We start from the raw sequence: 21,801 nt of genomic DNA, 5'->3' as shown, positions 1-21,801 counted from the left end.
ATAAAGAGGTGAGATGATGGATAAGGTAGGTATTATAGGGGCAGGCAGCTTAGGGACTGCTTTAGCCCAAATAGTAGCTCAAAATGTAGAGGAAGTATATCTGCATTTAAGAAGAGAGGAATTGGCTGAAGCCATTAATGCCACCCATATCAACAACGAATATTATCCCAATACTAAACTGAAAGAGAACATAATAGCCACTACTGACTATAGTGACTTGAAGGAATGTAAAGTAATATTCATATCCACTCCATCCTCTGCATTCAGATTCACATTATCTGCCCTTAAAAAACATATTGATGGTGATGCGATTCTCGTATCAACTGCAAAGGGCATTGAATACCCTTCATTGAAAACCATGGGAAATTTGATTGAGGAATACTTCGATGATGGGTATGTCTCATTGTCCGGCCCAAACTTTGCATCTGAAATGGTTTTAAATCTTGCAACCGTTTCAAATATAGCTTCAAAAAACAAAGAGAATGCAATGAAAGTCAAGGAAGTCCTGTCAACCCCCCAATTTAAGGTAAAGATTTTGGACGATGTGATTGGCCTTGAAATCTGTGGGGTTGTGAAGAATATCAATGCAATAGCGAATGGAATCTGTGAAGGCATGAACATCAATGAAAATGCAAGATATGCCGTCCTGACAAAAGGCTTTGAGGAAACCAGAAAGATAATTGAAAGTGTAGGTGGAGATTCCTCTACAGTTGGGGAATACTGCGGATTCGGTGACCTTGTGCTCACTTCAACTTCAAGCGAAAGCAGAAATCACACATTGGGCATGCTATACGGTCAGAGAATAATTGTAGATGAAAAGGCAAGCGGAATTGTTTTTGAAGGAAAGAACTCAATTATGGCCATAAAGGACATTTGTGAAAAGACTAATACTGAAAGTGTAATAGTTGATTTTGTTTATGACGTCATTATAAAACAAATTCCTCCGAAAATTGCTTTTAAGAAATTATGGGAAAACATTGAGGATTGAGAGGTTTGATTATGAAGAAGATTATTACATATGGAACATTCGATTTATTTCACAAAGGACACTATAATATTCTAAAAAGGGCAAAGGAATATGGAGATTATTTAATTGTCGGTGTTACTGGAGAAAATTACGACATTGGCCGTGGAAAATTAAGCGTTCACGACACACTTGCAACAAGAATCGAAAATGTGAAAAACACTGGCTTGGTTGATGAGATCATCGTTGAGGAGTATCTCGGCCAAAAAATCGGTGACATAATCAAATACGACATTGATGCCTTTGTAATCGGTGATGACTGGGTTGGAAAATTTGACCATTTGTCAAGATACTGCAATATGGTATATCTTGAAAGGACAAAAGGCATCTCAAGCACCCAACTTAGGGAAGAAACCTTTGAAAATTATGATATAGGTATTATCACCGATGAAATAGATGACAATGAATTGGTGAAGGAAGCAAAATTGGTAAATGGTTTTCAGGTAAAAAATGTTTTTAGTGATGATAAAAAGATATTGGATGCTTTCCAAGAAAGATACAATGTGGAAAATGAATTTGAAAACTTAAATGAAATGATTGAACAGTCAGACATTGTCTATATTCACTGCGCTATTGAAAAGAGATTTAATTATATCAGAAAGGTTTTGAATGCAGGCAAGCATGTCATCTACGATTCACCTGCTACATTCAAATCCAATGAACTGGAAGAATTAATTAATCTGGCAAAGGAAAAAAATGTAATATTGATGGAAAACATCAAGATGGTTCATATCTATGTATTCAATCAATTGCTATGGATGACTCAAGGTGGTTTGATTGGAGACATATTGAGTTTCAACTGTTCCATATCCAAAGATGATGAGAACCGTTCAAACTTATTTTATGACTTAAGCGCATTGACTCTGTTGCCTATGTTAAAAATCATGGGCCAGGATTATGAAAATGCAGATTTCAAGGTTACAAAGGAAGGGGATGAAATCGAATTTGCATCAATGAACTTTGTATATCCTAATGGAAGAGCTGTAATCAATGTAGGAAATGTAGTGCGTGTTGACAACCAATTGGAAATCATTGGAACAAAGGGAACAATACGCATGAGAGGGAACTGGTGGAGAAGCAAGAACTTCTCTCTCCATAAGCCAGGAGAAGTCGATGCTGAATTGTACAATACAAACTTTGAAGGAAATGGATTCAAGTATTTGATAAAGGCAATGTCAACCATGCTGAAAAACAATCGCATTGAATCAATGGGTGTGTTTGAAGATGAATCCATAAAGATTGTTGAAATATTGGAGAAAGTGAAAAACACTCAAAACTAATAATGCTGTAAAAAAATTAAAAAAAATAAAAAACTCCAAATTGTATAAAAAAACTGAAAAAACTAAAAATTCCAAATAAAAAACCATTAAATCTTAAAAAATAATTAAATAAAAAAATTGAAATGATGGGGGAAAAGCCATGATTAAAATATTTGATTTTGAAACTTGTAAAAGGATTGGTACTAAATTGCCTGCAGAAAGCTTTTATGAATGGGTTGATTTCGCATTAAAAAACAAAGCAAAGTTTGTTATGCCTGCTAAAACCCGTATTGGTCAAGATAATGGTGACTACTATGCATGCATGCCATGCATGTATGAGGAAGAAAACCTTGTATGCAATAAAATGATTGGCCGTCATGGCTTGAAACCTGGAGAGAAACGTACTGTAATGATGAGTGATCTGTTATTGTATGAAGCAGATACCGGTATTTTAAAAGCTGTTATGGACGTTGAATACATTACAACATTAAGAACAGGAGCTGCAGCTGCTCATTCAGCAATCATGTATGCAAAAAAAGATTTTAAAACAGTAGGCCTGTTCGGATTGGGAAACATCATGTTTGCATGCATAGAAGTTTTGATGTCACAGATTACTGATCGTGAAATCACCTTAAAGCTATATAAATATCACAACCATGAAGAAAGGTTCATGGAACATTTCTCAAAATATCCAAATGTAAAATTTGAATTGTGCGACACCTACGAAGAAACCGTAAGGGATAGTGATTTGATTATCTCTGCAGTAACAAGAGCTACAGAAGATTTCGCTGCTGATGAATGCTATAAAGAAGGAGTTACCATCATCCCTATCATGACTTTAGGATTCCAGAACTGTGACCTGTTCTTTGATAAGGTATTTACTGATGAAATTGAACAGATCCGTGGCTTCAAATACTTCAATGAATTCAAGTCAATTGCAAACAATACTGATGTATTGCTAGGTGAAGCAGAAGGCAGAACCAACGATAAGGAAAGAATATTGGTCTATAACTATGGTTTAGCCATTCACGATTTATACTTCGCTGCTCAATTCTATAAAAATTCATTAGATGAAGAAAAGGAAATTGAATACGAATACTGCAAAGAAAAATTCTTCATGTAAATGATTTTTAAAATATGAGAATAATAAAAATTTTCTATTAAAAATGATTGTTTAAAATTTAGGAGAAGAATAAAAATTATTTATGTAAAAATGATTGTTTAGATTAGGATAATAATAAAAATTATCTATGTAAAAATAATTAGGAGATTGGATTATGAGTCATCTATTTACTATAGGGCCAGTTGAAATGTTTGAGGAAACATTGGAGATTGGCGGAAAGCAAGTACCTTATTTCAGAAATGATGAATTTTCACAAATAGTGCTTTCTGCAAGTGCTGGATTGAAAAGATTATTGTTCAATGAAAATGGAGAGATCATTCTATTGACCTGCTCAGGAACAGGAGCTATGGAAGCAACCATCATGAATTGCTTCACAAAGGAAGACAATCTGATAGTCATTGACGGCGGTTCCTTCGGTCATCGTTTCACCCAAATCTGTGATGTTCATGAAATTCCATACAAGGCTGTCAAGGTGGAGCAAGGGGAAACATTGACAAAATCCATGATTGAAGAAGTGATGGATGGTGAAAAATTCACAGGTTTCCTCGTTAATTTGGATGAAACTTCCATCGGCCAATTGTATGGCATTCAAATGATTTCCGAAATATGCAAGAAAAATGATTTGGTGCTTGTTGTAGATGCCATCAGCGCTTTCTTGGCTGATGAAGTGAATATGGATAAATACGGCATAGATGCTGTTATATTAAGCTCTCAAAAGGCATTGTCTTTAGCTCCTGGATTGTCCGTTGTTGCATTAAGTGAAAGAATGCTCAAAAGAGTGGAATGCATTGATTCAAAATCCATCTACTTCGATTATAAGGATTATTTGAAAAACGGAGAAAGAGGACAGACCCCATTCACTCCTGCTGTAAGAGTTGTCATAGAACTTGAAGAAATCGTTAAGCGATTCGAGGAAAGGGGAATTGAAAATGTAATTAACGATACAAATGAAATTGCCCTTTACTTTAGAAAAAGAATTAGAGAAATCGGATTGGATTATCCTTCATATCCTTTATCAAATGCCGTTACTCCAGTCATATTCCCAGATAAAAATGCAGATGTGGTTTACAGAGAATTGATTGATAAATATGGATTTACCGTAAATCCAAGTGGAGGAGACAATGCTAAATTAATGTTCCGTGTTTCTCATGTAGGAAATCAATCAATTGAAGATGCAAAAGAATTGATCTGTGCAATTGAAGATATAATAAAAAAATAATATACTCCTAAAAAACAATCGCAATAAAATAGAGACAAACAATCCAATCATTTAAAACAATGAAACAATCCTAACAACAAAACAGCAATAAAAAAAACAATAACTCATTATAAAAAACAATAAAAAACAATAAAAAACAATCCTGACAACAAAACAGATATAAAAATATTTCATTATAAAAAATTAAGTTTTAAGTTTATAGAAGGTGAATTTTTGAGTAGAATGAACCATTTACAGGCAAATCTTTATCAACTGCTAAAGGAGATTGATGAAATCTGCAACAAGTATGACATTAAATATTTCCTGGCAGGGGGAACTGCATTAGGCACTGTTAGAAATCATTGTTTCTTGCCATGGGATGATGACATCGACCTATACATTACAAGGGATAATTGGAATAAATTGAGACATGTCCTGGAGAGTGAAGAGAATGTTGTACCAGAAGGTCGTTCATTTGCATACAATGAAAATACAAAGTACTATTGCAACCCAATTCCAAGATATGTTGATCATACAACAACTGCCATTTACAAATCACAGGCTTTGGCTGGGAAAGCATGCGGACAGCATATTGAACTTCTAATTATGGATCCAATGCCAAATGATGAAAAGGAAAGGGAGGAATATATCGACCTGTTGCGTGTATATGCTGAATTGCTGTCTCCATATTTTGTAGTTTGCAAAAGTTTATCCTTTGAAGAATGGGAAAAGCACTATAAACTATACGAGGAATATTGTCGCAGAGTTGACAAGGAAGGAGAAGAAAAGGTACTTAAGGAATTGGAGGAAAAATTGCAGCGCTTTCCAACTGATGAATGCAAAACATACTGCATGCGCTGGGGAATCAATACATTGATGTATGAAAAGGAATATTACGGAAAGGGCCGACTTGAAAAATTTGAAGATGATGAATTCCCTGTTGCAGAAAATGCGGAACGCATTTTCAGAGTTGCCTATGGTGACAGCTGGATGTATGTTCCGGATTATGAAGACCAGGTAGTTCACAATGCAATGCAGGACATTGATATTCCATTCCATATATACACAGATGAATACATTGGAAGAATAAAGCGTGACTCAGTATTTAAAAAATATAAAAAGAACAAACGCAGCAATGCCAGTGTATACTATAAGCGTAAAAAAGTTCAAATGCTCGTTGCAAAGGAAAAGGCCTTTGTTGAAGGAAGGCATGTTACAAAATATTTGGAAGAGAATGAAGATCATTTACGTTCCTTGCTGGAAAGCAAAAACTATGGAGAATTGTCTCAAGAATTGTCTGAATATAATAGATTGCAGCTTCACCCACATATGAGAAAATATAATATTATCATTCCAATATCCGACAGGAATCTTGCAACAATCATGCTAAGCTTCATTGAACAGGGAAAATACTACAATGCAAATAAATATCTAAACCTTCGCAAAACTAAAGAAGAGCCAATGAGCGAAGAATTGATTGAAATAGAAAAGATAATGAATGTCTGCAAGGAATTGTCCATTGCCCGCTACGATTTGAAGGATGAAGGATTGGTACAGTCAATAATCGATGAACATGAAAGCCAATACCCTGACTTGCTAGATATCTATCGTTCAAAATTATGGATAATGGAAAACAATGCTAAAACTATGGAAGATTATGAGAAAATAGATGCGCTTTGCGATGAAGTATTGAAAACCTATCCATTTGATGGAGAAACAATGGCTACACAGGCAAAGGCAAAATTGGAATGCGGACATAAGGATGAAGCTATGAAGCTTTATGAAAAATCCGTGGAAAATACAAGAAACGGTTTGGTATGGCAAAAAGTCAAGGACGAATCAGGCATTAGCCGCATTGACATTGAACGTGATGTAATCGAGAGCTTGGCAGAGGAGGAGTAGAATGGCGTGCACTTTTGAGGGGAAGATGAGAACTAAGCAGGATGTGCAATTGGAATTGCTTCAGGAAATTGATAATATCTGCTCAAAAAATGGATTAAAGTATTTTTTAATAGGGAAAAACTCCTTGAATGCTTATCTGAATCATACCATTAAGAATGGTCCAATAATGGTTGCAGTAGCAATGACACATGGAGACATTGATCGCTTCTGCGAAATTGTTGAAAAGGAATTTGCTCCAGACCGCTATGTTGAAGGGATTTTCAACAATCCTGACTTTAACCCATTCTATGTTGTATATGGAAATAGAAATACAACAGATTTTCATATGATCAATGTCAATAAAAATATTCACCATGGCATTCGTATCCGCATATACCCTATACTCATAGCTTCAACACTTGACGGTGAAAAGATAGTCGGATGGAACAGATTATTGTCCAAAGAGCGAAAATTCAGAAAATTTATCAATAGAAGAATTGACAATGAAAAATTCTGGTATATCAAGACCGGTATTTCTGCAATGAGAGGGGCTTATAAATTAATCGGCGGTTCAAATCGCTATTACAAGCAGGTAAAAAGCAATACATTTATTGATAAATGGAAAGACATTCAAAATTATGGCACTGTTCGTATCAGTAAAAAGGAGATTCCTGCCGAACTATTGAAAAAGACCATGAAATATGAAGTGGACGGCATTGAATTACGCTTGCCAAAAAACCCTGATTTATATTTTGCTGAAGCCTATGGTGAAGACTTCAGAGAAAAAATAATCAAGCCTAAAGCCCAAAGAGTCCGTGTAATAGTTGATACTGAAGTTGGCTATGAACAGATAATGGAAGAAACAAAGGACATCCTTTCTGAAGCGCGGAAAACTCATGAAGAAATTCAATGGGAAAGAAGGAAATTCAAAAAGGAAAAGCGAACTGTTGCAAATGTTTGGAAACTAGTTCAAATGACAAAGAAGCAAATTGAATATCGAGGATATTTCAAAGACAACATTGACCGATTGATGGCAATGGACTTGGAAGATGAGGAACAGTTCGAAGAAGTATATCAGGAATTAAGGCCTGTCATCAAAACATTGAGAAAATATTCAAAGTTAGGGATGACATTTTCAATCGATCCAAAAACAGATGCATTCATTGAAGAATTCCTGGAAATCAGCAATAGGCCAGGATTACTTAAGAACATGAAAAAACTGCAAAAGAAAGATATATTCATAGAATAATTTTAAAAAGGAAAATCGTGATAAAATGGAAAATCCTAAAATCTCAGTGATTGTGCCTATTTACAATGTAGAGGAATACCTTGAAGAATCATTGAACTCTCTGCTGAACCAGACATTCATAGGAAACATGGAAATATTTATGATTGATGATGGCAGCAGCGATAATTCAAGATACATTATAGAAAGATATGCATTGGATTATGAAAACTTCCATGCAATCCATAATGAGAATCAGGGGATTCCAACAACAAGAAACTGCGGTTTGGATCTGGCTAAAGGAGAGTATATCCAATTCTTCGATTCGGATGACTATATAGTTCCTGACGGATGTGAAAGGTTATATGAACTTGCAAAAAGGAATGATTCAGATATCGTTACTTCATTCAGTGCAAGGCTTAGACGATATAACATCACTGACAGCCTATACTTTAAAAAAAGCTTTAAAAATATTGACAGGGATTTGGATAGGGTTGAGATAGAAGAATACCCTGAGCTTTTATGGGATATAGTGGTATGGAATAAGCTTTATAAAAGGGAATTCATTGAAAAAAACAACTTGAGATTTTATGGAAAAAGGGAAGGATATGAAGATGGTCCTTTTGCATTGAGGGCATACACCCTTACAGATAAGATATCCGTTTCCAAGGACACTTTCTATTATTGGAGAATCAGAGAAAACACTAACCTGTCCATTACTCAACTGCGCTTTAAGGTTAAGAACTTTAAGGATAGGCTAAAGAATCTGCATCTGGCAAAAGAGATACTGAACCAATCCGATTTTAGTGAAAAGACAAAAAAGGAATTGTATTTCAAATGGCTATATCATGATTTAAATGCATTCTATAGAAATTTCCATCAATACGATGAAAACTATTACCCCGAACTTATAGAAAAGACCAACGAACTAATTGACATAATCCCAGAGGATGTAAAGGATAGATTGAATTCATTCCAAAGAGTCATTTATAAAATGGTTGAAGAAGAGGATATCGAAGGATTAGTCCATTTTTCACCATACTATAATGAATTAATGAACAATCCACATATACCAGAAGATCTGGATGAAAAATACTTCAAATATATTGATTTCATAAAGGATGCAAGAGAAGAGGAGCTTATTGTTAACAAGGAAGAAATTACCTATGACGAGGAAAATCTTTTCATAGAATTCAGTGAAAGAATCAAATACATGGGAGATTACCCTCATCAAAACAAAGCAAAATTCATAGATAATGAAAACAATGAATATTCCTTGGATTTAAATGAAAACAATCAAATCATACTTCCAATTGCTCTTGTCAAGGATAAGAATCATGGAAAAATCAAAGTTAAATACATCTGTGATGAATTTGAAAAGGAAGGCTATTTAAGAAATCCGAAAAGGGAAATTCTGGAATTTGATGATTTTGACATTCAAATAGGCATTGGAAAGAACAAGGTATTTGTTATTGATTCAAGAGAAACAGGTGATGTCTTAATTAAAATAAAATACATTGCATTTAAGGATAATTCCTTTGAATTTAATGGAGCATCCAATGAAATAATAGATAACGTTTATATAGAAAACCTGTTAAGCTTTGATAGAGTCAAATATCCTGTAAAAATTGAAGACTTCAAATTTTACATTGGAGAATATGATATAAGCTTTATCATCCCATATGAAGACATTTTCAATCAAGCCGTTAAAAAATGGGAATTGCTGACTTCAAAGAAATTCAAATCTTTCCAGCTGGAAAAGAAATTCGAATTCTATAATGGCCATAGAAAAATATTGTTTAAAAATGCCAGAAATAAAATACTGATTGAAGACGATGTTTTTATACCTGAAGATAAGCTAGCAGAATACTATGATGAAATCATTGAATTAAAAGACAAAAATAAAAAACTAAAGAATGAAAATAAAAAACTAAAGAATGAAAATAAAAAATTAAACAAGGAAAATAAAACTCTTATTAAGCAAAAAAAGGAACTTAAGCTAAGCAAAAAGGAAATTGAAAAGGAAAATAAAAAATTAAAAAGAAGAATAGAGAAATATAAATCAAGAGTGGCTGTAAAGACAGCTGATAAAATTAAAAAAATGATTTAATAATCAAAAAAATATGATTATCACGATTAAAAATAAAAAGAATAAATAAAAAAAGCCTAATTAAAAAATAAAAAAAATAAGATTAACACAATTAAAATAAAATAAAAAAAATAATCTAAAAAATAAAAAAAATTATCAATTGTCTTAATTAAAGAATGAAAATAAATTTAATTTGCAGGATGGTAAAATGATTGGAGTAATATTGGCTGCAGGAATGGGTACAAGGCTGATGCCCCTTACCAAAGACATTCCTAAGGCTTTATTAAAAATTAATGATGTGACTTTGCTTGAGAGAATGATTAAAAACTGCATTAATGCAGATATAAGCAAATTTATAGTGGTCGTAGGATACAATAAAGAAAAAGTAATTGATTTATGTCCTGAAATAGCTGAAAAATATGATATAGAAATAAAGACCCTTGTAAATGAAAAATATGACGTTACAAACACTTCTGTATCAACTTATCTTGCAAGCAAATTCATTGAAGAAAATGATTTGGATGATTTTGTTTTAGTGAATGGAGACAATGTAGTGGATCCTAAAATAATTTCAAACTTGGTTGCTTCCAACAATACAGGAATGATAATTGATAACTTTAAGGAACTTAACGAAGAATCATTTAAACTTATAATTGATGATGAATCATTTAATGATGAAAAAACAATAGCTAACGGTAAAATCCATTCAATTGGAAAAGGATTGGACATTCCATCATCCACTGGTGAATTCATAGGCGTGTCCAAGGTAAAAAGAGATGACGTTGCAGAATTCAATAGAATTCTGGAAGGATTAATTGAGGAAGATCCTCAAAATTACTACGATTTTGCTTATAAGGAATTGAGCATTATAACTACTATTGATTTCGTAATGACAAATGGATTGGAATGGACTGAAATAGATGACCATACCGATTGGGAAAATGCTCACATACTTGTTGAAAAATTAGAGGGAAATAAAAATTAAAAAAACGCTAGAAAAAAGGGGATAAAATGGCTAAATCAATCATAGACACTATAAAAATCATTATACTGCTTACTGCAAAGTACACTGCAAGAACTTTATACTACATTGGAACTTATGTGCTTAGTCCTAAAGATAATGTTATCCTCTTTGAGTCAAGCAATGGCCGTAATTATACTGGAAATCCAAGATACGTTTATGAGGAAATAATGAATCAGGGATTGGATGAAGAATTCAAATGCGTGTGGGTTTTCATGAAGCCAAAGGAACACACAATACCAGGCAATGCGATTAAAGTAAAAAGGTCCTATTTCAAATTTTTATACTATGCCCTTGTAAGCGGAGCTTGGATATTCGATTCCAGACATCTCTATTATCTTAAGAAAAACAAAAAAACAAAATACATTCAAACCTGGCATGGCACACCACTTAAAAAATTAGGTTTGGATATGGATTACCTCAATATGAGTGGAGACCAGGACATTGAAAAATATCATGAGGACTTTACAAAAAACAGTGCAGCTTGGCAATATCTGATATCTCAAAATAGTTATTCAAGCGAAATATTCAGAAGGGCTTTTGCCTTCAATGGAGAAATGCTTGAAATCGGATACCCCCGCAATGACATTTTGGTAAATAACAACAATGATGAATACATTGATAAGCTAAAAGCCAAATTCAATATTCCAAAGGATAAAAAGGTAATTCTTTATGCTCCAACCTGGAGGGATAATGAATACTATCAAAAAGGGGAATATAAATTTGCAACCGAAATGGACTTTGACCAAATGCATAAGGAATTAGGTGATGATTATGTTTTAATCGTTAAATTCCATTATTTGGTTAAGGAAAACATTGACTGGAGCAAATACGGCGGTTTTGTAATTGAATGTGATGCACAATGGGATATCCAGGAATTGTACCTTGTTTCAGACATCATGATTACAGATTACTCATCAGTAATGTTTGATTATGCAATCCTTAGAAGGCCAATGCTGTTCTTTACATATGACTTGAAGTTCTACAAAGACAGCTTAAGGGATTTCTATTTTGATATGCTAGAAGAGGTTCCAGGACCTTTGATTGAAAATACAGCCGACCTTGTCAATGAAATCAAAAATTTGAACATTGAAGAATATGAAGCGGAATATGGTGAAAAATACGACAGGTTCCAAAACAAATATAACGAATTCGACAAGGGAACCGCTTCAAAATATATCATTGATCTAATCAGAACTTGAAATGGTGGATGCACTGACAACCGGTCTTAAAGACTTTCCCTAACCGGAGAAGCCGTTAGTACAAAAATCAATGATACACCAGCCCAAAAAGAGTTTTAATCTATTGGCCAGGAACAAAACCAACAATTAAAAAAAGAACTAAAATTGATGGCAAAGGTTTGAGCCCTCTCTTATTCAAAAATAATATTGATCTTATGGCCGCAATTTATGCAATGTCCATCCTTTATTCTGTTTTTATTGGTGTTGCAATATCTTTCCCTTCCAATCAAAAGCTCTCCGCAATTGGGGCAATAGGTATTGTTATCGCTTGGCATGTTTCCCAAATAGACATATTCCATTCCCATGTCAATAGCTATTTCCTTTGCTCTCAATAGATACTCAATGTTTGTCGGGCTTTTATCATTCATTTTATGCATTGGGAAAAACCTTGAAAAGTGAATCGGCACTTCTGGACCTAATTCTTCCATTGCAAAATTGCAAATTGATTTAATATGATCTTCATCTGTATTCAAGTCATTTATTAGAAGAGTGGTTATTTCCAAATGAGTATCGTACTTTTTCTTCCCGTCATAAATGGCTTTCAAATTGTCAAGCACAATATCCAATTTTCCACCGCAAATTTCTTTGTATAGCCTATCATCGAAAAACTTTAAATCTATATTGAATGCATCAATGAATTTCAATGTCTCAGCCAATGACTCCTCACTCATATACCCATTCGAAACATAAACATTTTTAAGATTTTTCTCATGTGCAATCAAGGAAGTTTCACGGGCAAAGTCAAAGTATAGTGTAGGTTCATTATAGGTCCAAGAAATCGATAGGCAATTGTCATTAATGGCATTTTTAACGATGGTTTCTGGCAGTATTTTAGTTGAGTTGAATTCATTGAAAGAATTCATTGATAACATATAGTTCTGACAGTTCAAACATGATAAATTACACCCAAAACCACCTATTGAGTAAGTGGATGAACCAGGCAAAAAGTGATACAGAGGCTTTTTTTCTATTGGGTCTATGTGATATGAGGCCATTTTTGGGTAATTTAATGAATATAACTTTCCATCAATGTTTTTTTGAGTATTGCAGAATCCATAATCATTATTTGCTATTTTGCAAGATTTTCCACATAGATTACATTGAACTAATTTTCTGTTTTGCAAATCCGGACTAAGAACATTGATATTATCTTCATATAATTTAGTATAAAACATTGATTCATGCAACATAAAAACACCTGAAAAAATGGCCTTAATATTGTTTAATGAAAAATAGATTATGTTGTTTATTTAAGATGTTCGTAACCTCTTGAGCTTATTTTTTGAATATCACCATTTGAGAGTACTATTTCAACTGTATTGCCCTCTGTAATCTCTCCAATTATATAATAATTCATATCGCTTGACAATTCCTCTTCCAATTCCTTGTTAATTGTGAATAAAAGTTCAAAGTCTTCTCCAACATGCAGGAATAAATCTAAATAATCTATGCCTAAAATATTGGCTATTTCCTTGAATTCATCTTCTACTGGAAGCTTGTCTTCATAGATTCTTATTCCTTTTGTATACTGACCTTCTTTATTTAATTGATGATACTTTTTATCAGAACTAATTATCTCATATAATTCACTTGCCAATCCATCTGTAATGTCGGTAGCTGTGATTCTATTATTGTTAGTGTTGTAATCTCTTAGAATATGGCCTTCTTCATATTTTGCCTCTGGCTTCAATGCCTTTAGAATAGCTAAATCAATGATTGTTGAATCAATTGATTTGATCTTATCAATGATTTCTTTGCTCTTAGGGTTTTCTTCCATAATTTTTAAGAGTTCAAATCCAAGTGCAGCATATGCCAATTCCCCGCTTATGCAAAGCAAATCTCCTGTTTCAAAGCCATATTTCATCAATGCCCTTTCCTTATCTACCTTACCAATGGCTGTTCCAGAGATTATGATTTCATTTGCCTCATTGGTATCGCCACCGATTAATGGGATATTGTAATTGTCACAAGCCTGTATAACTCCACAGATTAATTCGTCAAAGTCATCTAGCAATGTGTCCTTTGGAATAGCTAGATTCAATAAAAATCCGATATTGTCTGCACCCATGCTTGCAAGATCGCTTACATTGACTACAACTGACTTGTATCCCATTTGAAAATGAGTCATGGCCTTTGGGAAGTGGCTGGATTGAATCAGCATGTCAGATGATGAGACCAAATAGCTATTGCTATCTATGTTGACATTTGTAAGTGCAGAATCGTCTCCTATTGATGTCTTGATGTCAAAATCATTAAAATCAGAAGGCTTATAGATAGAGCATGATTTTGATTTCTGAATGATTCTTTCTATCAATTGCTTTTCACCGAGTTGGGAGACTTTCATTTGGCTTGATTTCATATGAAAATATTTGATTTTTTTAGTATAAAAAATTTTTATTTATTGAATTAAAAAAGGAAAAAGAGTAAAAAAAATTAAAAAAACATTAGTTGATTTCATTGGAAAGAGTTTTGGTCAAGGTTCTTGGCCGAAGGTCAAAAAGCTTGTATAAGGCTTTTAAACTGTTTTTTCATGCAAATGCACAAATCGTCCCCTTCAAACTGGCCGAAACTGTCTATTACTTCATAGTCCAGCTTCTTATATAGGTTAATGGCTGCGGTATTTTCTCTTCCTGTTTCAATGACTGAGTACTTGAAATTCTCTTCCATTGCTAATTTTTCAAGCTGTTTAACAAGCTTGTATGCTATTCCTTTTCTTCTGTATCTCTTTTTAACATAAACCCTTTTGATTTCAATAGTGTCTTTATCAAATAGCCTAAAGCTTGCACAAGCTATTGGTCTTCCCCAATTTAAAGCAAGGATTACAATATGAGGGTCCTTTAAATCGTTATATTCCTGATATTTCAATACTTCATCACCATGAAGCTGGAAATATTCATTGTCCAATTCCTTTGTAAGCTCAATGAATCTTTCATCCTTTTCATTTGTAATAATGGATTCCATATCTTCACCTCATATTACTTTAACTCGGTAGTGTTTCCTACCTTAGCAAGTTCCTTCTGCCAAACTCCAGGGTTTTCCTCTGCGAACTTTTCAAATAGCTCTTTGCATTTTGAATCATTAAGCACTATAATTTCAACACCATTGTCTTTCAAGAAGTCCTCGGCTCCCATAAGGGTAGTGTTTTCCCCTATAACAACTTTTGGAATGTTGTAAAGAATCACTGCTCCTGAGCACATAGGGCAAGGAGACAATGTAGTGTAAAGAGTGCATTTCCTATAATCTTCATAATTGAGGCCCTTTGCATTTTCAATAGCATCCATCTCCCCATGGAGAATTACTGAATCATTTTGAATAAGCCTATTATGGCCTCTGGATATTATTTCATCATCCTTTACCAATACTGCACCTATTGGTATTCCCCCTTCAGATAATGATATTTCGGCCTCTTTAATTGCTTCATCCATAAACTTTTGATGCATAAAATACCTCTAAATTCAATTCTTAATATTATATTTTAAAATGATAAGATAATAATTTTACTAAAATTTAAAAAAATAAGGAAAAATAGCTAAAAAATAAAAATATATTGGTTAATATACGAACAAATTAAAAACTGATAAAAAAAATTAAAGAAATTAGAATAATATTATTCTAATGCATCTTTAACCATTATTTCCAATATTTCAATCAAAACATCATCATCACAGATTGGATCAGGATACAATATTTCCCCTTCAAAATCCATCTTTACATCGCCATGGTCATGATGATGGTGATGATGTCCGTGACTATGGCTATGGCTGTGTTCGTAATCATGGTCATGATCGTGTGTGTGTTCATGGTCATGAGTATGCTCATGGTCGTGGCTATGGGAATGACTATGTCCGTGGTCGTGATGGTGATGGTGATGACCGGTACCATCATCTTCAATAAGGCCTAAAATAGTTGGAATGTCTCTTGTAGTGTGTGCTCCAGGTGCAATGAATATAGGAACAACAACCAATCTGTCCACTTCGTTTTCACTTACAAGCTTGTTTATTGAAGTAGGGATGTTAGGCTCTACAAGTTCCATGAACCCAAAGTCGCATGGATAATCACATTGAGCTTCAAACTGGCCAAAAAGGTCTGTAATGAATTCCTTACTGTAATTCAATCTGCTTCCATGTACCACCAATAAGACTCCTGTTTTTGCATCATCGCCAAGCTCGGAATCTTCAAGAGCTGCAGATACCTTATTATTTATGATTTCCAAAAGCCTTGGATTAGGGCCTATTGGGTCGATTAATTTGAGTTCTCCATCAAAATCAACATCTTCAAGGCCTACCAAATAATGGCCTTCCGGATAATTGCCGTCAGGCTGTCTTGGATCCACCTCTTTAGGTTCAAGGCCAAGAATGATTGGGATGTCTATGTTTGTATGAATTCCAGCAGCTAAAAATACTGGAGTAGCTATAATTCGCTTTAAATTAGGATTGCGCTCTTTTAAAATTTCAATTGCCTGTGGCAAGTTTGGTTTAGCCACTTTCATATAGCCTACTTCAGCATCAAATCCTGTTTTTGCCTTAAATTTAGCACATATATCTTTAAACACTTCTTCTGCATAGGGAAGAGTACTCCCATGGCTTAATAACAATACAGCAGTATCTTCATAACTCATAATATCACATATAATTTAATAATCAATAATCTTAAAATCAATAATCATAAAAACTAAAAAGTAATAACTTTTAATAAAAATATTAAAAAAAGTATTACTCAGGGTTTATAAAAAATAAAATAGCTAAAAAGCTATTTTAAAAATAAATTTATTTTACAATTTTAAACTTGAATCCATATGAAATAACACCATCAGGGCCATCTTCACGGATTTTTCTAAAGACCATTTCTACGGGGTCTCCGATTTGAATATCATCAACGTCAGCGTCAACGATTTGAGCGGTAACCTTTGCACCTTCTTCAAGTTCGATGATAGCTACAGCGTAAGGAGCTATTTTCTTGAAGTCAGAAGTTGGTGTTCTGATTACGGAATAGGTAAATATCTTTCCTTTTCCTGAAAATTGAATATCCTCAATGTTTCCTTTTCTTCTGCAGTCGGGACAGATTACCCTTTGTGGGAAAAACACTTGACCGCAAGTGGTACATTTGGATCCAACAAGGTTATATCTTTGTTGGATATGACGCCAGGTTCTTACAGTATCAGACATTAAATTCCTCCTAAATAATAAGCATAATAAAAATGATTAAAAAATTAAATAATTTTTTGATTTTTTACTTTAGTTTTTATTTATTTATAAATTTTTTAGTTAATAAATATTTCATTTTATTTATAACATTATTTTATTTATAATTCATCTATAATAAGTTTTAAGTTTATAGGGCCATTCTTTACCGAATGAAGTTTTAAAATTTTATCAGATTATAATCATTATATAAAATTATAATCAAAAAGTAATTTACACTCTTTTTATCATATTATAATGATTTTAAAATATTAAAATTAAAATTGAGTAAGATTTAAATATTATTTTTAATAATAAGGCTATTAATGAAGTTTAAAGTTAAAAAAAAGAAAGATTATGAGAATAAAAATTTATTTAATGATGAGAAGGGAAACTTTTCAATCATGATAAGCGGCTTGCTTTTAATCGGTTTCTTGATCTTATCAATTGTCGTCCTGAACATTGCAATTGATCATGGAAATGAAAACAGGGAAATCACTTCATCTGAAAATTTTCAATACATTATGAATGATTATGTGAGAAATCTTCCCCTTGTTGAGCGTGAAGCTTTGGAGGAACTTAGTGAAGAAGTCATAAGGAACGAAAGGTCGTGTTTGGATTCAAAGGGTGACTTGAAGGAAATCGTTGATGAGAAGCTGTCTATAAAAAATCAGGAGTATTATGATAATTTTAATGTTCAAATCAATTCATCCCTAATAGCTATTGAAAATACATCAAATCCATTCTCTTACAAATTCAAAACATATATTTCAAGTACAAAGGGGGACTATTCGTTTGAAAATGTCATTTCATCTGATGTGGATTGCATCGGTCTAAAGGATCCTGTTCCTCTTCTTTATTGTAAAGACTATTATGGAATCAGTCATGATGAGAGATCTTATCACTATGGAGATTCCCTATCTGAATTTTTAAGAGGCAATGGTGTTGAAAACCATTCCTTCTATATCAATGCGAGCTCCCCGTTCATCATAAGAAAATGTCCTTATGACCCTTACAGACACCATGGAGATGATGGAGGCAAGGTGATGAAAAACTGCAGGGACAATGGATACTATCATGAAAGCAGAGATGGAGCTTGCTATCTATGCAGGCTCGAAGGTAGAAGCGGATGTGAGCACTATGGCTTTGAAACCTTCATAAATCCTCAAAGGACAAACGAAACTGGGCTTGTGTCAGCTTGCGGAAGCGACCATGTAATATTCAGTGATGATATCTATCCTGGAGTTGAGGTCATCTACAATAATGAGAGTGCTGGTGGTGGATGCGTTTATGAAATATTATATCTTGATCCACATGGCCATAAGGTCAAGTATGGAATGAGTGACTATTAATTTTGGTGTTGAAATGATTGATGAATTGAATGATTTAATCAGGGATAAATGCGGCCTCCTATACTCAACCGAGCTTCTGCTTTCAATCCTGTTGCTTGTTTTCATAATAGGTATTATAGCTAATCTGAGCGATGATTTGAATGAAAGAATCCTTGATGAGGAGGAGTTTTCCTCACTTGAAAAGATTGCTGTCGAAACAACTGATTATCTCTTGAGCAATCCTGGAAATCCGGAGAACTGGGAAGATGATGAGGGATTGAATAGTGGCATTGTATCGCAAAATATCATTCCTGGACTTGCCAAAAAGAACAAGAAGATAGATAATGGTGAGTTTTACGATGAAAGTGCAAGTGATGAAATGATAATGTCAAATGCAATTTCATACCATAAGCTGATGAAGGTGAAAAACAATTATGATTCATTGGTCGATGTAAATCTCTTGAATGGTAGCTATAGGAGTTCAATGTCAATTTACCCTTTAAACAGCAAAATAAGGCCTATTCTAATGGGAAATGATCTTGAAGATAGTGATGATAATGTCAATGATAATAACATAGTGACTGTAGAGAGAAAAGTTAAATGTGATTTCTATTCCAATTTTGTGGTCTATGATTTCAATGATCTTGAGCTGTCAGGTGAGGATTATGATAGGGAAAATCTTTGCAATCATGATACCAATCCAAATCTGGAAAACCATAGTAATGATGTACAATCCATTTGGCTGTGCAAGAATTTCAGAGTCTATAGGAACTCGTTGGAGGATTATGATTACTGTTTGATAAGTGATGAATCGATAAAAAACAGCGGCACTAATTGGATATTGGAAAGCTTGAACAGGACAAATGAGGATGAAAAGCTATTGAACCAGGAGGTGATTGGTTTGAATTCCTTCTTTTTAGAAGATATGGAAAATTCCTCAGATGAAATATACTCCATACATTTCAATCTAGAAAAAAATAGAATAAATGACTTTAGAACTGTTCTGGTGGCCATTCCAAAGAATATGACAGATGATCTAATGTCAAATGATGAGTTGAATTATGATTACTTCAAGGTTCAGGATGTAAGATTCATATTAAAAATAGGATATAAATAAATAAAAAATAAAATAAGAAAAAAAAATGAAAAAAGAAAAGAAAGAGAATCAGAGTACGCTGTACAAATTCTCTTCAAGCAAGTCTGTATCAATTTGAAGATTGATGATATTGGTTCTTCCCTTAGCTCTTCCCTTTGATACAGTGTTTGTGGAAATGATACCTAACATCTCCAACTCATTTACAAAGTCAAAGATTCTTCTATAGGTTACTGCATCTCCCTTTGAAATTTCCTTATAGGATTCGAAGAGTTTGCCTGAAGTGATCTCCTCTCCGTCTTGGGTCAACTTTAGAATGGCTGCAAGTACCCTTTGCTGTTGTGTAGGGAGAGTGACAATGACATCCTTTACCTTATTGTACTCAATGACATCCTTAGCTTCACGGACATATTCCCCTAAAACCTTTTCGGAACCTTTGTCAATAGCGATGTCTCCTGCACTTTCCAATAGGTCAAGGGCATATCTTGCATCCCCTTCCTCTTTTGCAGCCATAGCTGAGCACAATGGAATTACGCTATCTTCAAGGGTGTCTTCGAAAAATGCAAGATTGGATCTTTCCTGTAAGATATCAGCCAACTGTTCCGCATCGTAAGGTGGGAAAACAATCTCCTTATCCATTAAGCTGCTTGAAACCCTTGGCTTGATGAATTGCTTGAAATTGAGGTAATTACTGATTGAGAGGATGGCAATATTGTCGGTTCTTGTAAGAGTATACAGCAATCCGTCTCCATCCTTTTCAAGGAGAATGTCAATCTCGTCCAAAATGACAATCAAAATGAGGTTTCTGCCATAAACGTTTCTTTTCAGGATATCCCTAAAGGCATTTACAATCTCACCTTTGGTCCATCCACGGCTTGGCACGTCCCTTCCTAACTTCTGGCATAAGTAGGTGAGCACCTGATATTCCGTATTGAAGTCTGTGCATCGAACATATTCGACCTTAATGGAAACAGGCTTCTCCCTTGCCGCATCGATCAATTGCTCTTTAGCAAACTTTGCAGCTGCTGTCTTACCGGTTCCTGTCTTTCCATAGATTGTTATGTTTGATGGGGTGGTGCCTTTCAACGCCTCTACCCAATACCTGGCAATTGCTGTAATCTGTTCTTTCCTATGAGGTAAATTATCAGGTAAAAAACGATGATCCAAAGGTTTCTTATCCTTGAAAATCTTATCATCCATAGGTAAATATTCGTCAAGTCCCTCGAAAATATTGTCACTCATCTAATCATCTCATAAATAATGTGTTTTAAAAGATCCAGAATTGTTTGTGTTTATGTGTCTGAACCTTAATAACCCCTTTTTAATAAAATTAATCGTTAATGTCTAAACTACGAAAAAAATTTAGAAAAATAAAATTAAATAGTATTAAAAAAATAGAAATTTTCATTTTCAATAGTAAAATTTCAACTGTATTATTATTCTTTATCAGATTATATATTTAAAGTTTTTTATTATTTCAAAATTAAAGAACATTTCTAAAAAATTCAAACAATGAAAAAATTTATAAAATAAGATAAATTTCAAGTGTAAAATAAGAGATAATATTGATTGAAATTAATTTTTACAGTTGAAATAATGGTATATTTCAAAATAAAGTTAATTTTTCATTTCAATTATAATAAAATAACGAATCTGCTAAATTTTTTCAAAATAAAATAAATTTTATCATCAAATTGAAAAATTACAAAATAATTATAATCTAATAGGAATTTAGGAACAGAATTCCGATTTAAAAGTTAATTATTTATTAAAAATAGTTAAAAAAAGACAGAGAGTACCATTTCAAGTGAAAGGAAAATTTGTGAAAAAATAAAATTAAGGGATATGTTTCAAGTGTAAAATTTTTTGGTGAAAAAATCAAAAATTAATATTTGAGCTTTAAATCATGAAAGAAGAAGAATTATGGATTATTTTTTGATAAAACAAAGAGACAAATATTTCAAGTGAATACAATTGAAATAGACCCGTCGATTCTTTCAAGACCTTCAAATCGCTTTCATTTGAAATGCATCTCTCACTCTCTAAAAAATCATGGAATAATAGAAGATTGATATCATGAAAATAGAAAAAATTAATCAATAAATCATTAATAAAATAATGAAAAATTCATATAAT

At 33.3% G+C, this 21,801-nt stretch carries 18 protein-coding genes; 11 read left to right on the top strand and 7 right to left on the bottom strand.

The window, feature by feature from the left end:
* The first annotated feature begins 16 nt into the window (after positions 1–16).
* The 9 genes from IJE13_RS03055 to IJE13_RS03015 all read left to right on the top strand — a co-directional run bounded on the left by IJE13_RS03055 (position 17) and on the right by IJE13_RS03015 (position 12,022).
* Positions 17–988: an NAD(P)H-dependent glycerol-3-phosphate dehydrogenase gene (locus tag IJE13_RS03055; protein ID WP_292776924.1), complete on the top strand. Its 972-nt coding sequence runs from the start codon at positions 17–19 to the stop codon at positions 986–988.
* Between the two features lie 11 nt (positions 989–999).
* The gene (locus IJE13_RS03050) at positions 1,000–2,304 is read left to right on the top strand and encodes a Gfo/Idh/MocA family oxidoreductase (RefSeq protein WP_292776921.1); all 1,305 of its coding nucleotides are present in this window, start codon (positions 1,000–1,002) and stop codon (positions 2,302–2,304) included.
* Positions 2,305–2,443: 139 nt separating this feature from the next.
* Positions 2,444–3,406, top strand: coding sequence for an ornithine cyclodeaminase (locus IJE13_RS03045; protein WP_292776918.1), 963 nt, complete (start codon positions 2,444–2,446; stop codon positions 3,404–3,406).
* A gap of 154 nt (positions 3,407–3,560) precedes the next feature.
* Positions 3,561–4,625, top strand: a complete 1,065-nt coding sequence (locus IJE13_RS03040) for an aminotransferase class V-fold PLP-dependent enzyme (RefSeq protein ID WP_292776916.1) — start codon at positions 3,561–3,563, stop codon at positions 4,623–4,625.
* Between the two features lie 222 nt (positions 4,626–4,847).
* Entirely contained in the window at positions 4,848–6,506 is a 1,659-nt protein-coding gene (locus IJE13_RS03035; RefSeq protein WP_292776985.1) for a LicD family protein, read from the top strand.
* Between the two features lies 1 nt (position 6,507).
* On the top strand, positions 6,508–7,734 hold the full coding sequence (locus IJE13_RS03030; RefSeq protein ID WP_292776914.1) for a hypothetical protein: 1,227 nt from the start codon (positions 6,508–6,510) through the stop codon (positions 7,732–7,734).
* 25 nt (positions 7,735–7,759) lie between these two features.
* Positions 7,760–9,820 (top strand): glycosyltransferase, encoded by a 2,061-nt coding sequence (locus tag IJE13_RS03025; protein WP_292776912.1) that lies wholly within the window; start codon positions 7,760–7,762, stop codon positions 9,818–9,820.
* Between the two features lie 187 nt (positions 9,821–10,007).
* The gene (locus IJE13_RS03020; RefSeq protein ID WP_292776909.1) at positions 10,008–10,784 is read left to right on the top strand and encodes a phosphocholine cytidylyltransferase family protein; all 777 of its coding nucleotides are present in this window, start codon (positions 10,008–10,010) and stop codon (positions 10,782–10,784) included.
* A 26-nt stretch (positions 10,785–10,810) separates the two neighbouring features.
* Positions 10,811–12,022 (top strand): CDP-glycerol glycerophosphotransferase family protein, encoded by a 1,212-nt coding sequence (locus IJE13_RS03015; protein ID WP_292776905.1) that lies wholly within the window; start codon positions 10,811–10,813, stop codon positions 12,020–12,022.
* Between the two features lie 170 nt (positions 12,023–12,192).
* Here the strand turns inward: IJE13_RS03015 and amrS are convergent, their stop codons facing one another.
* The 6 genes from amrS to IJE13_RS02985 form a co-directional block, all read right to left on the bottom strand.
* Positions 12,193–13,251, bottom strand: coding sequence for an AmmeMemoRadiSam system radical SAM enzyme (gene amrS / locus IJE13_RS03010; RefSeq protein ID WP_292776902.1), 1,059 nt, complete (start codon positions 13,249–13,251; stop codon positions 12,193–12,195).
* A 56-nt stretch (positions 13,252–13,307) separates the two neighbouring features.
* On the bottom strand, positions 13,308–14,420 hold the full coding sequence (gene thiL / locus IJE13_RS03005) for a thiamine-phosphate kinase (RefSeq protein ID WP_292776900.1): 1,113 nt from the start codon (positions 14,418–14,420) through the stop codon (positions 13,308–13,310).
* 134 nt (positions 14,421–14,554) lie between these two features.
* Complete coding sequence (locus tag IJE13_RS03000) at positions 14,555–15,022, bottom strand: GNAT family N-acetyltransferase (RefSeq protein ID WP_292776898.1); 468 nt, start codon at positions 15,020–15,022, stop codon at positions 14,555–14,557.
* A 14-nt stretch (positions 15,023–15,036) separates the two neighbouring features.
* Entirely contained in the window at positions 15,037–15,501 is a 465-nt protein-coding gene (locus IJE13_RS02995) for a nucleoside deaminase (protein WP_292776896.1), read from the bottom strand.
* 167 nt (positions 15,502–15,668) lie between these two features.
* Complete coding sequence (locus tag IJE13_RS02990) at positions 15,669–16,679, bottom strand: CbiX/SirB N-terminal domain-containing protein (RefSeq protein WP_292776893.1); 1,011 nt, start codon at positions 16,677–16,679, stop codon at positions 15,669–15,671.
* Between the two features lie 148 nt (positions 16,680–16,827).
* Entirely contained in the window at positions 16,828–17,226 is a 399-nt protein-coding gene (locus tag IJE13_RS02985; RefSeq protein ID WP_292776890.1) for a Zn-ribbon domain-containing OB-fold protein, read from the bottom strand.
* A gap of 341 nt (positions 17,227–17,567) precedes the next feature.
* On the opposite strand from IJE13_RS02985, the gene IJE13_RS02980 reads away from it, so the two are divergent.
* Both IJE13_RS02980 and IJE13_RS02975 read left to right on the top strand, forming a co-directional pair.
* A complete protein-coding gene (locus IJE13_RS02980; RefSeq protein ID WP_292776887.1) occupies positions 17,568–18,593 on the top strand; it encodes a hypothetical protein in 1,026 nt (341 codons plus the stop codon).
* A 13-nt stretch (positions 18,594–18,606) separates the two neighbouring features.
* Positions 18,607–19,689 (top strand): hypothetical protein, encoded by a 1,083-nt coding sequence (locus IJE13_RS02975; protein WP_292776885.1) that lies wholly within the window; start codon positions 18,607–18,609, stop codon positions 19,687–19,689.
* Positions 19,690–19,737: 48 nt separating this feature from the next.
* On the opposite strand, the gene IJE13_RS02970 is transcribed toward IJE13_RS02975, so the two are convergent.
* On the bottom strand, positions 19,738–20,907 hold the full coding sequence (locus IJE13_RS02970; protein WP_292776882.1) for an orc1/cdc6 family replication initiation protein: 1,170 nt from the start codon (positions 20,905–20,907) through the stop codon (positions 19,738–19,740).
* Positions 20,908–21,801: the final 894 nt, after the last annotated feature.

Origin of the sequence: Methanobrevibacter sp. (genome assembly GCF_017410345.1) — an archaeon.
GTDB lineage: Archaea > Methanobacteriota > Methanobacteria > Methanobacteriales > Methanobacteriaceae > Methanobrevibacter.
The sequence above is the reverse complement of the archived record's forward strand: the minus strand, read 5'-3'. Positions and strand labels throughout refer to the sequence as shown.

Bases quoted from the DNA above. Each gene is read 5' to 3' on its own strand.
- IJE13_RS03025 (WP_292776912.1), top strand. From the start codon at position 7,760: ATGGAAAATCCTAAAATCTCAGTGATTGTGCCTATTTACAATGTAGAG.
- IJE13_RS03050 (WP_292776921.1), top strand. From the start codon at position 1,000: ATGAAGAAGATTATTACATATGGAACATTCGATTTATTTCACAAAGGA.
- IJE13_RS03030 (WP_292776914.1), top strand. From the start codon at position 6,508: ATGGCGTGCACTTTTGAGGGGAAGATGAGAACTAAGCAGGATGTGCAA.
- IJE13_RS03035 (WP_292776985.1), top strand. From the start codon at position 4,848: ATGAACCATTTACAGGCAAATCTTTATCAACTGCTAAAGGAGATTGAT.
- IJE13_RS03055 (WP_292776924.1), top strand. From the start codon at position 17: ATGGATAAGGTAGGTATTATAGGGGCAGGCAGCTTAGGGACTGCTTTA.
- IJE13_RS02995 (WP_292776896.1), bottom strand. From the start codon at position 15,501: ATGCATCAAAAGTTTATGGATGAAGCAATTAAAGAGGCCGAAATATCA.
- IJE13_RS03015 (WP_292776905.1), top strand. From the start codon at position 10,811: ATGGCTAAATCAATCATAGACACTATAAAAATCATTATACTGCTTACT.
- IJE13_RS02980 (WP_292776887.1), top strand. From the start codon at position 17,568: ATGAAGTTTAAAGTTAAAAAAAAGAAAGATTATGAGAATAAAAATTTA.
- IJE13_RS02985 (WP_292776890.1), bottom strand. From the start codon at position 17,226: ATGTCTGATACTGTAAGAACCTGGCGTCATATCCAACAAAGATATAAC.
- IJE13_RS03045 (WP_292776918.1), top strand. From the start codon at position 2,444: ATGATTAAAATATTTGATTTTGAAACTTGTAAAAGGATTGGTACTAAA.
- IJE13_RS03000 (WP_292776898.1), bottom strand. From the start codon at position 15,022: ATGGAATCCATTATTACAAATGAAAAGGATGAAAGATTCATTGAGCTT.
- IJE13_RS02975 (WP_292776885.1), top strand. From the start codon at position 18,607: ATGATTGATGAATTGAATGATTTAATCAGGGATAAATGCGGCCTCCTA.
- IJE13_RS03020 (WP_292776909.1), top strand. From the start codon at position 10,008: ATGATTGGAGTAATATTGGCTGCAGGAATGGGTACAAGGCTGATGCCC.
- thiL (WP_292776900.1), bottom strand. From the start codon at position 14,420: ATGAAATCAAGCCAAATGAAAGTCTCCCAACTCGGTGAAAAGCAATTG.
- IJE13_RS03040 (WP_292776916.1), top strand. From the start codon at position 3,561: ATGAGTCATCTATTTACTATAGGGCCAGTTGAAATGTTTGAGGAAACA.
- IJE13_RS02970 (WP_292776882.1), bottom strand. From the start codon at position 20,907: ATGAGTGACAATATTTTCGAGGGACTTGACGAATATTTACCTATGGAT.
- IJE13_RS02990 (WP_292776893.1), bottom strand. From the start codon at position 16,679: ATGAGTTATGAAGATACTGCTGTATTGTTATTAAGCCATGGGAGTACT.
- amrS (WP_292776902.1), bottom strand. From the start codon at position 13,251: ATGTTGCATGAATCAATGTTTTATACTAAATTATATGAAGATAATATC.